Origin of the sequence: Streptococcus sp. LMAG:39 (assembly GCF_008680485.1) — a bacterium.
Classification (GTDB): domain Bacteria; phylum Bacillota; class Bacilli; order Lactobacillales; family Streptococcaceae; genus Streptococcus; species Streptococcus pasteurianus.
In genome coordinates this window covers 254,983-265,792 of the sequence record NZ_NALE01000001.1, presented here as the reverse complement: position 1 = coordinate 265,792, position 10,810 = coordinate 254,983, and the positions used below count along the sequence as shown (strand labels likewise).

9 protein-coding genes are annotated in these 10,810 nt (G+C 37.5%); all 9 read left to right on the top strand.

Annotated features, from left to right (window positions below; translation table 11 throughout):
- The first annotated feature begins 159 nt into the window (after positions 1-159).
- The 9 genes from metE to CCC20_RS01270 all read left to right on the top strand — a co-directional run bounded on the left by metE (position 160) and on the right by CCC20_RS01270 (position 10,798).
- Positions 160-2,394, top strand: coding sequence for a 5-methyltetrahydropteroyltriglutamate--homocysteine S-methyltransferase (metE, locus tag CCC20_RS01310; RefSeq protein ID WP_058692188.1), 2,235 nt, complete (start codon positions 160-162; stop codon positions 2,392-2,394).
- A 13-nt stretch (positions 2,395-2,407) separates the two neighbouring features.
- Positions 2,408-4,264, top strand: coding sequence for a bifunctional homocysteine S-methyltransferase/methylenetetrahydrofolate reductase (locus CCC20_RS01305; RefSeq protein ID WP_058692189.1), 1,857 nt, complete (start codon positions 2,408-2,410; stop codon positions 4,262-4,264).
- Positions 4,265-4,546: 282 nt separating this feature from the next.
- Positions 4,547-4,750, top strand: a complete 204-nt coding sequence (locus tag CCC20_RS01300) for a hypothetical protein (protein WP_058692190.1) — start codon at positions 4,547-4,549, stop codon at positions 4,748-4,750.
- A gap of 240 nt (positions 4,751-4,990) precedes the next feature.
- On the top strand, positions 4,991-5,233 hold the full coding sequence (locus CCC20_RS01295; RefSeq protein WP_236718671.1) for a hypothetical protein: 243 nt from the start codon (positions 4,991-4,993) through the stop codon (positions 5,231-5,233).
- A gap of 137 nt (positions 5,234-5,370) precedes the next feature.
- A complete protein-coding gene (locus CCC20_RS01290; RefSeq protein ID WP_287178629.1) occupies positions 5,371-6,270 on the top strand; it encodes an aldo/keto reductase in 900 nt (299 codons plus the stop codon).
- Between the two features lie 336 nt (positions 6,271-6,606).
- Positions 6,607-8,370 carry a 1-deoxy-D-xylulose-5-phosphate synthase gene (locus CCC20_RS01285; protein WP_058692192.1) on the top strand — a complete coding sequence of 588 codons (1,764 nt, stop codon included), beginning with the start codon at positions 6,607-6,609 and terminating at the stop codon, positions 8,368-8,370.
- Between the two features lie 405 nt (positions 8,371-8,775).
- Positions 8,776-9,444 carry a glucosaminidase domain-containing protein gene (locus CCC20_RS01280; RefSeq protein WP_003065287.1) on the top strand — a complete coding sequence of 223 codons (669 nt, stop codon included), beginning with the start codon at positions 8,776-8,778 and terminating at the stop codon, positions 9,442-9,444.
- Positions 9,445-9,569: 125 nt separating this feature from the next.
- A complete protein-coding gene (locus CCC20_RS01275; protein ID WP_003065285.1) occupies positions 9,570-9,950 on the top strand; it encodes a DUF1149 family protein in 381 nt (126 codons plus the stop codon).
- On the top strand, positions 9,950-10,798 hold the full coding sequence (locus CCC20_RS01270; RefSeq protein WP_058692193.1) for a DegV family protein: 849 nt from the start codon (positions 9,950-9,952) through the stop codon (positions 10,796-10,798). The genes CCC20_RS01275 and CCC20_RS01270 overlap by 1 nt, the downstream gene beginning before the upstream one ends.
- The last annotated feature ends 12 nt before the right edge of the window (positions 10,799-10,810 follow it).

Below are 10,810 nucleotides of genomic sequence, written 5' to 3'. Positions count from 1 at the left end.
AACTATAATAAATTCTAAATGTATAGTTAAAAACTATATCAGTCCATAAAAAGATAGAATGGTGAAAAGTGTTGAAAAAAGGATTATTATCCTTTACAATCTTAATTATAAAAATTTAGCAGGTATAGTTTAAAACTAATATTGTTATAGGAGGTAACTATGGTAAAGGTTTCGAATTTGGGTTATCCGCGTTTAGGTGAAAATCGCGAGTGGAAAAAATTAATTGAATTTTATTGGGCAGGGGATATTTTACAAGAAGAGTTACGAGCTCAAGCTAAAGATTTACGTCTTGAATTTTTGAAAAAACAAGCTGATGCAGGGCTTGATTTTATTCCTGTAGGTGATTTCTCGCTTTATGACCATATCTTGGATTTATCAGTACAATTTGGTGTGATTCCAAAACGTTTTGCTAAAGAAGAAACCAACCTTGATTTGTATTTTGCAATTGCGCGTGGTAATAAAGACAACGTTGCTTCATCAATGAAAAAATGGTTCAACACAAACTATCACTATATTGTTCCTGAATGGTCTGGTGTTAAACCACAATTGACAAATACACGTTTGCTTGACTTGTATTTGGAAGCAAAAGAAGTGGTTGGCGATAAAGCTAAACCAGTTATTACCGGACCAATTACTTATGTGGCTCTTTCATCTGAAGTTGGTGATTTCACAGTTGCAGTGAAAAAATTATTGCCACTTTATAAACAAGTCTTTGTAGAATTGGTTGAAGCAGGGGCAACTTATATTCAAGTTGATGAGCCAATCTTTGTGACAGATGAAGGGGCTGACCTTTTAGAAGCAGCAAAAGATGTTTATGCTTATTTTGCCAAAGAAGTGCCAGAAGCTAAATTGATTTTCCAAACTTATTTTGAAGCCTTGATTGATGCCAAAGATTTGTCAGAGTTACCAGTAGCAGCTTTTGGTCTTGATTTTGTTCAGGGGTTTAATGAAAACCTGGAAGCTATTGAAGCAGGTTATTTTGCGAATAAGGAAGTTTTTGCAGGTGTAGTTGATGGACGTAATATTTGGGCAACAGATTTTGTCAAAACATCAGCATTACTCGAAAAAATTCAAGCCAATGTAAAAACACTTGTTGTACAACCTTCTTGTTCACTTCTTCATGTGCCAGTAACGACTAAAAACGAAACAGAACTCGAACCAGTTCTTAAAAATGGTTTGGCATTTGCGGATGAAAAATTGCAAGAACTCAAATTGTTGAGCCAACGTTTAGACGGTGAAGAATCTGATGCTTACAAACAACACGTTGTTGATTTTGATGCTTTGCAAGCAGCTGATTTCCGTAATGTAACATTGGAAAATTTGGATGATGTTGCTACTGAACGTGTTGACTATAAAGTTCGTCGTCAAGTGCAACAAGAAAAACTTGGTTTGCCAATTCTTCCAACGACAACAGTCGGTTCATTCCCACAATCACCAGAAGTTCGTCGTACACGCTTGGCTTGGAAACGTGGCAATATTTCTGATGTGGAATATGAAGATTTCATTAAATCAGAAATCGCACGTTGGATTCAAATTCAAGAGGATTTGGACATTGATGTGCTTGTTCACGGTGAATTTGAACGTGTGGACATGGTTGAATTCTTCGGTCAAAAACTAGCTGGTTTCACAACAACAAAACTTGGTTGGGTTCAATCATATGGTTCTCGTGCTGTTAAACCACCAATCATTTATGGAGATGTTAAACACATTCAACCATTGACTGTGCAAGAAACCGTTTATGCTCAAAGTTTGACTGACCGTCCAGTGAAAGGAATGTTGACTGGTCCAATCACTATCACAAACTGGTCTTTTGAACGTTCTGACATTTCACGTGCTGATTTGTTTAACCAAATTGGTCTTGCTATCAAAGATGAAATTAAATTGCTTGAAGATGCAGGTATTGCCATTATTCAAGTGGATGAAGCAGCGCTTCGTGAAGGTTTGCCGCTTCGTAAGAGCAAACAACAAGCTTATCTTGATGATGCTGTTCATGCTTTCCACGTAGCAACATCATCAGTGAAAGAAGAAACACAAATTCATACGCACATGTGTTACTCTAAGTTCAATGAAATCATTGATTCTATTCGTGCTTTGGATGCAGACGTTATTTCTATCGAGACAAGCCGTAGCCATGGTGACGTTATTGAATCATTTGAAACAGCTGTTTACCCACTTGGAATTGGTCTTGGTGTCTATGATATCCACTCTCCACGTGTACCAACTAAGGAAGAAGTTATTGCTAACATTGAACGTCCGTTGCGTCAATTATCACTTGAACAGTTCTGGGTAAACCCTGACTGTGGTCTTAAAACACGTCGCGAACCAGAAACAGTAGCGGCACTTGAAGTTTTGGTGGCTGCAGCCAAGGAAGTCCGAGCTAAATACGGAAAATAAGAAAGGTTATGCTATGTCACGATTATTAGAACGTTTAAAAACAGATATTCTGGTAGCCGACGGTGCTATGGGAACTCTTCTTTACGCCAATGGTCTTGACAATTGCTACGAAGCTTATAATCTTACATATCCAGATAAAATTTCAGCCATTCATCATGCTTATCTTGAGGCAGGGGCAGACATTATCCAAACCAATACCTATGCTGCTAAACGTCATCGTCTGAAAGGCTATGCTTATGATGACCAAGTTAAGGAAATCAATCAGGCTGGTGTTAAAATTGCTAGGGAAGCTGCAGGTGATGATGCTTTTGTTCTTGGAACTGTTGGGGCTCTTCGTGGACTTAAACAATGTAATTTAACTCTTGATGAAATTATTGAGGAGACTTTGGAACAAGTCGGGTATTTGATTGAAACGAATCAAATTGATGGTTTGCTTTTTGAAACTTATTATGATGAAGAAGAAATTATCGAAGTTTTAAAAGCTGTTAGACCAATAACTGATTTGCCAATTATCACTAATATTGCTCTCCATGAAGCTGGAATTACAGAAAATGGTCGTCCTTTAGTTGAAATTCTGGGAAAATTAGTCATGTTAGGTGCTGATGTGGTTGGCTTGAATTGCCACCTCGGTCCCTATCATATGATTAAGTCACTGAAACAAGTTCCGCTTTTTGCTCAGTCTTATTTGTCTGTTTATCCAAATGCTAGTTTGTTGTCTTTTGTTGATGACAATGGCAGCGGTCAGTATGGCTTTAGTCAAAATGCTGATTATTTCGGAAAAAGTGCAGAACTTCTTGTGGCAGAAGGTGCGCGTTTGATAGGTGGTTGTTGTGGAACAACGCCTGACCATATCAGAGCGGTAAAACGTGCTGTTAAAGGATTAAAACCTGTTGAACGAAAATTTGTGACACCAATGGTTGAAGAAGTAGAACTTATCAAAGCAGCTAAACAATCAGAGACATTGGTAGATAGGGTCAAAAGAGAAGTTACAATTATTGCGGAGTTAGACCCACCAAAGACGCTTGACATTGCGAAATTTACGGAGGGGGTAAAATCCTTAGACAAAGCAGGAATTTCAGCCATTACCTTAGCAGATAATTCGCTAGCTAAGACGCGAATTTGTAATGTTAGTATCGCGGCTCTATTGAAAAATGAGATTTCGACACCGTTTCTTTTGCATTTATCTTGCCGTGACCATAATATGATTGGTTTGCAATCGCGACTTTTGGGAATGGACGTTTTAGGATTTAATCATGTCCTTGCCATTACGGGAGATCCGTCAAAAATCGGTGATTTTCCTGGTGCTACAAGTGTTTATGATGCCACGAGCTTTAAATTGTTAGCACTCATAAAACAGCTCAATAAAGGTCAAGGATACAGTGGAGCCAGTATCAAGAAAGAGGCCAATTTTACAGCAGCTGCGGCTTTTAACCCAAACGTCAAAAATCTATCACGCTGTGGTCGTTTAATCGAAAGAAAAGTAGCGGCAGGAGCAGATTATTTCATCACACAACCTGTTTTTAACACAGAGATTATTGATGGATTAGCCGATTTAACACGAGATTATGAAGCGCCATTTTTTGTAGGTATCATGCCGATTACAAGCTATAATAATGCTATTTTCCTTCATAATGAAGTTCCTGGTATCCAACTATCAGATGAGTTTTTAGCAAAATTAGAAGCTGTTAAAGATGATAAAGAAACCTGCCAAAAATTGGCTTTGGAAGAAAGTAAACAATTAATTGACCGCGCTTTGGAGCATTTTAAGGGGATTTATCTCATCACACCATTTATGCGCTATGACTTGACGGTTGAGTTGATTGATTACATTCACCAAAAAGTTGAGTTAAAAAATCAAAGAATATCTTAAAAATTGAGAATGGGAAAGCTGGGACGAAAGTGCCCAGCTTTTTTAGCTGCGAGATATGGTGATTGGGCTTTTAAAATCTGAAGATGAGAGCAAAAGTGGAGAAAAATATTTTTTGAGTTGTTTTGGCTAGAAGCGTTATAGCAGTAAATTTTCATCGTTTTTTGTTATAATAGGCACAAATAAATTAAGGTTTAAGGGGAAGAAAGATAGTTTCGATGAAGTACAAATTGGGTAAAATAGTTTAGCCAATATTTTATTGCGGAAGAATGGTCAACGAATTTTGTGCGACTTATTTTACCAATGGCTTTTATTTCTCTGTTTCTTTTGTTGCAATATGTGATTGCGTATTTCAATACTAAAGCAGAAGCAGACCGTAGTTTGATTCGTCAATATTTTGGGAATACGTTCTCTGACTTTGTTTATTTCAATTTTTTACCTTATCAGTTCGGGCTGATTTTGCCGGTTTATGGTGTGCTGTTAATGTAGATTTTACTTAATCCCAAATAAGGTCATGTCTCATAGAAAAGGTGCACTATTAATTTTCCGCATTTGGTTGGAGGCTTATCACTTCTGGTGAAATGATTATCGGCATAGCCCCGTATTTTTCAGTGGATAATTTGTCTGTGGCTTCTTTCTTAATTTTCATCATTGTAACCAATCTTTTTATGGTGTATATTATTGAAATTAATCACATGATAGATGTCAACCAAAACCGTGTGATAGGAAATGGTGCAATCTACTATTTTCAGTTTACCTTCTTATCTTGGTATATTACTGTTTGATGCCTTTTCACATCAGCATAATAAATTAAGTCATCAATTTACCAATAGGCTTTATGGGGTTGAATTTGGTATGCCAATACTAGGATTGCTTTTAAGTTTCTTGATGCTTCAATCCGCATTTGCTTTAATTGCAATTGCTTGTCTTGTGACACTTATCATGATTTCCTTTAACTTAAAACGAATTTAATGTGAGAGTTTATCAGTTTTTGGGGGGGTGATAAACTTTTTTATTTTTTAAAATAATGTTTTTACTTGACTTAGAGTTAACTCTAAGGTGTACAATGAAAGCGTTCAGAAAAAATTGAAATATCTTGGAGGTTTCGTATGGAATACACAAAATTTGGAAATACAGGTCTTGAAGTGTCAAAATTGTGCCTTGGTTGCATGAGTTTTGGTGATGCTAGTCTTGGTTTTCATTCTGGTTGGCTTTTAGATGAAGAAAAATCACGTATCATCATTAAGAAAGCTTTAGATTTGGGTATTAACTTTTTTGATACAGCAAATGTTTACGGAAAAGGAACAAGTGAGGAATATCTTGGTCGTGCTATTCGTGATTTTGCGGACCGTGATGAAGTGATTATTGCCACTAAGGTTTTCTTTGGTGATGGTTTACACGAGGGACGAAATACAACTGGTTTGTCACGAAAAGCAATTTTTAGCCAAGTTGAAGCTAGTCTTAAACGTTTAGGAACAGATTATATTGATGTGCTTTACATTCATCGTTGGGATTATAACACACCGATTGAAGAAACTATGTCTGCACTTAATGATTTAGTGCGCTCTGGTAAGGTGCATTATCTTGGTGCGTCAGCAATGTATGCTTGGCAGTTCCAAAAAGCGCAGTATGTGGCTGAGAAAAATGGTTGGACAAAATTTTCAGTCATGCAAAATCATTACAATATGCTTTATCGTGAGGACGAACGTGAAATGATTCCGTTTTGTAAAGATTCAGGTGTTGGTTTAGCGCCTTATAGTCCTTTGGCAGCAGGTCGCGTGGTGCGCGATTGGGATGCGGATACTGCACGTAGTAAGACAGATGAAACAGCCAAAATGAAATACGATAGCACTGAAGAACAAGATAAGGCTATCGTAGCGCGAGTGGCAGAAGTTGCAGAAAAATACTTAGATGATTTCATGGGTGCTTTTGACGTGACTTTGACAGATGACGATATGGCTTATTTGGACGAAAAATATTTACCACATAAAATCGTTGGTGCTTTGTAGGGTGACTTTTAATCTTTGCTTTCGGTTCAAAGCGAAAGGAGAAAGTGATGCCCACATTGAAATGGATAATTTGCTGAAAAATCCTGTCAAGGGGCGTATTTTATCAAGCGAAACGTCAATTAATAGCTGGTTGGCAGATAACGGTCTGATTAGTTAGTTTATTATTATTGAAAAAAATTAAAAAAGTATTTGACTTGGAGTGCACTCTAGGGTGTATGATAGCATTACTTGCAAAAATTAGTGAGTTTTTAGCTAATTTTTGAAGATATAAATCAATTTGAGAACAGGATGTTATGAAACTTTTCAATTGATTCTTAGATGAAAGAAGGAGAATTTATGGTACTTGAAACAATTTCATCACCACAAGATTTAAAACAATTATCACGTGAAGATTTGCACCGTGTTGTTGATGAAGCACGACAAGCGCTTCTTGAAAAAACAAGCCAACATGGTGGACACAACGGACCAAACTTTGGTATGGTTGAAATGACAGTTGCTATGCACTATGTCTTTAATTCACCAGTAGATAAATTCATTTTTGACGTGTCACATCAATCATACGTTCATAAAATGTTGACTGGGCGTGCGCAAGCTTTTCTTGATCCAGCGCATTATGATGACGTATCAGGTTACACAAATCCTAAAGAAAGCGAACACGACCTCTTCACAGTAGGTCATACGTCAACATCATTGTCACTTGCTTCTGGTGTGGCTAAAGCGCGTGATTTGAAAGATGAAGCTTATAATGTTGTGGCGGTTATTGGTGATGGTTCTCTTTCAGGTGGTATGGCGTATGAAGGGCTAAACCAAATCGCAACAGAAGGGACAAATACGATTGTCGTTATTAACGATAACGACCAATCAATCGCTGTTAACCCAACTGGCGGTATTTACACAGCACTTCGTGACTTACGCGAAAGCAACGGTCAAGCTGATAATAATCTTTTTAAAGCTCTCGGTTTTGATTATCATTACCTTGACGCAGGAAATGATCTCGACCAATTGATTGCTTTATTTGAAGAAGTCAAAGACGCTAGTCACCCAGTTTTGCTACACATTCATACGCAAAAAGGACACGGTGTGTCATTCATGGAAGAAAATCGCGAAGCTTTCCATGCAGGTGGACCATACAATCCTGAAACAGGAGAATATTTTGGTGGTGCAGGTGCTGCTGAAACATACAATAGCATTACAACAGATTTTGTCTTAAATAAAATCAAAAATGACTCAACAGTAGTTGCCGTCAATGCAGGAACACCAATGTTTATGTTGAGCCAAGACCAACGCAAACAAGCAGGTAAACAATTTGTTGATGTGGGTATTGCTGAAGAAGAAGCAGCTACAATGTCAGCTGGGCTTGCTAAAAACGGTGCAAAACCAGTCTGGTATGTTGCCTCTACATTTATGCAACGTACTTATGACCAATGGTCACATGACATCGCTTTGAATAATTTGCCAGTAACAGCTCTTGTTTACATGGCGTCTGTTAGCTCTTTGAACGACGAAAGTCACCTCGGTTTCTTTGATATTCCATTCTTAGCTCACATTCCAAACGTGGTTTACATGGCACCAACAAGTAAGGAAGAACATCTTGCCATGCTTGATTGGGCAATTGAGCAAAAAGAACACCCAGTAGCTATCCGCATCCCAGTTGGTCCACTTCGTGAAACTGGTATTGCAGACACAACGGATTACTCGATTCTTAATAAGAACCAAGTGACTCAAAAAGGTAGTCAAGTAGCGCTCTTTGGTCTTGGTAATTTCTACGGATTGGCAGAGGAAGTTGCTAAAGAATTGGCTGACAAACATGGTATTACAGCGACAATTGTTAATCCAAAATTCATCACAGGATTGGACGAAGAATTGCTTGATAGTTTAGAAGCTGAGCACCAAGTCGTGGTTACTTTGGAAGACGGTATTTTAGAAGGTGGCTACGGTCAAATGATTGCAAGTTACCTTGGTGATACGGAAGTTAAAGTCCAAAATTACGGTGTTGAAAAAGCCTTCCATGACCGCTACAATGCGCAAGAATTGTTAGCAGAAAATGGCATTACTGTCGAAAATATCGTTAACAACGTTTTAAAAAATTTGGCAGAATAAAAACTTTTCAGTGTAAGTAACAGTCAACATGATAAAAGGCAAAACTTGCCTTCCAAGAAGCTGAGACCAAGTGCTCAGTTTCTTTGTTTATGCAGTTACAAATCTGTAAGACGCAGTGGTTTGGACTTTAACAATTCAGAAATAGATTGTTAAAGGTCGCTGTCAAGGCATATTAAAACAGCGCTTGTCACCTTTGGTTAATTTAGATTTCCCATGCTCAATTGATTAGGCACTTTTTAATATTTGCTTTGTAAGCTAGATTTCCAACCTCAAACAATCAATTACTGGGGTCTAATACGCTGATAATCGGCACTCTTTTGGGTGCTGATTTTTATTTTTGACAACAGTTATCAGTCTCTTTTTTATTAAAAATTTGTTATACTGGAAGGTGAATTTGCGAAAGGATTGACAGATTTGACAAAAACAAGAAAACGCAAGATTAGAAAAAAAGCGAGAAGTCATCGTCGGCAGAAAAAAGTTCCTAAATGGGCTTTATATGGCATGAGTTTGTTGGCGGTTTTAGCTTGTGTCACCCTAGTGATTTTTACTTATCAAGCGCAAGAAGCAGATAATACGGCAACTGCTGACACCACAAGTCCTACTACAATACCTGACCAAATAACGATAAATTTTATTGAAAGTATTGGCGAAGCCGCACGGCAAATTGCTGCGCAAAATGACCTTTATGCTTCGGTGATGATTGCGCAAGCGATTCTAGAGTCAAACAGCGGTCAATCAGCTCTTAGTCAAGCACCTAATTATAACTTTTTTGGCATAAAAGGGGACTACAATGGGCAATCAGTCACGATGAAAACGTGGGAAGATGACGGAAGTGGTAATGCTTATACCATTGATGCCCAATTTCGCTCGTATAGTAGCCAAGCAGAGTCATTGGAAGACTATGCCCAATTTCTCCAAAAAGATATTTATGCTGGTGTGCATAAATCAAACACAACTTCCTACAAGGATGCAACCAAAGCTCTTACAGGTACCTATGCTACGGACACTTCATATGGGACAAAACTTAATCGACTGATTGAACAATACGGACTTACTGTTTATGATAGTTGGTGAGTGTGACTTTTTGTATTTTTCGATAAAAATAATGTTCAGTATTATTTCAAACTTCAAAGAAAAATGTGCAAAATATAGGCTATTTATGCTATAATGAATGGTGATATACAAAATAGGAGACCAGTATGGAATTAGTACGCGAAAAAGAATTTGTAAACCAGTACCATTATGATGCAAGAAATCTCGAATGGGAAAAGAAAAATGGTACACCAAAGACTAATTTTGAAGTGACGTTTCAGTTAGTAAGAAAAGATACAGAAAACAACCAAACGATGATTGTATCAGTATTACAATTTACGGTTGTTAAAAAAGAATTCGTTATTAGTGGTGTTGTTTCACAAATGGTTCACATTAAAAAGCGTATTGTTAACGAACCAAGTGAATTCACCAAAGAAGAAGTTGAAAATTTAGCCGCACCGCTATTAGATGTTGTACAACGTCTAACATATGAAGTAACCGAAATTGCCCTGGACCGTCCAGGGATTAAATTGGAGTTTAGAAACTAATGAAATTAGCAGTTATTACAGATACAACCGCAGTTTTGTCAGATGACATCAAACAAAAAGAGAACCTTCACATTTTGGATATTCCAATCATGATTGGTGAGATTAGCTACCTTGAAGGTAAGGATTTGAGCTTAGATGATTTTTATAAGAAAATGGCAATGTCGCCTATTCTTCCAAAAACAAGCCAACCAAGTTTGGCAAAATTAGACGAGATTTTGTCACAGTTGTCTTCAGAAGGTTATACACACGTTATCGGTTTATTCTTATCTTCAGGAATTTCAGGATTTTGGCAAAATATTCAATTTCTAGCTGACGATTATCCCGAATTAACCATTGCTTTCCCAGATAGCAAAATTACATCCGCACCTCTTGGTAGCATGGTAAGAAACACATTGAATTGGGCAGAAGCTGGTGTGGATTTTGATGATATTTTAGCTAAATTGCAACAGCAAATTGACGGAACAAGTGCTTTTATCATGGTTGATGACTTGAATCACTTGGTAAAAGGTGGGCGTTTATCAAATGGCTCCGCACTTATCGGAAATTTACTTAGTATCAAGCCAATTCTTTATTTTAATGACGAAGGTGTTATTGAAGTTTTCGAAAAAGTGAGAACTGAGAAAAAAGCTATCAAGCGTTTAGTTGACGTTTTGTCTGAAGTGACTGTTAACGGTGATTACGAAGTTTTCATCATTCATTCACGAGCTGAAGAAAAAGCGCAACAGTTTTATCAGACTTTAGCTGACAGAGGTCAGGCTGAAAATCTTAAAATTGTCACATTTGATGGCGTTATTGCTACTCATTTAGGGGAAGGCGCAGTTGCATTTGGTTTCACACCAATTGTTTAAGTGTTAGAGAGG

Bases quoted from the DNA above. Each gene is read 5' to 3' on its own strand.
- CCC20_RS01270 (WP_058692193.1), top strand. From the start codon at position 9,950: ATGAAATTAGCAGTTATTACAGATACAACCGCAGTTTTGTCAGATGAC.
- CCC20_RS01285 (WP_058692192.1), top strand. From the start codon at position 6,607: ATGGTACTTGAAACAATTTCATCACCACAAGATTTAAAACAATTATCA.
- CCC20_RS01275 (WP_003065285.1), top strand. From the start codon at position 9,570: ATGGAATTAGTACGCGAAAAAGAATTTGTAAACCAGTACCATTATGAT.
- metE (WP_058692188.1), top strand. From the start codon at position 160: ATGGTAAAGGTTTCGAATTTGGGTTATCCGCGTTTAGGTGAAAATCGC.
- CCC20_RS01295 (WP_236718671.1), top strand. From the start codon at position 4,991: ATGGTGCAATCTACTATTTTCAGTTTACCTTCTTATCTTGGTATATTA.
- CCC20_RS01305 (WP_058692189.1), top strand. From the start codon at position 2,408: ATGTCACGATTATTAGAACGTTTAAAAACAGATATTCTGGTAGCCGAC.
- CCC20_RS01290 (WP_287178629.1), top strand. From the start codon at position 5,371: ATGGAATACACAAAATTTGGAAATACAGGTCTTGAAGTGTCAAAATTG.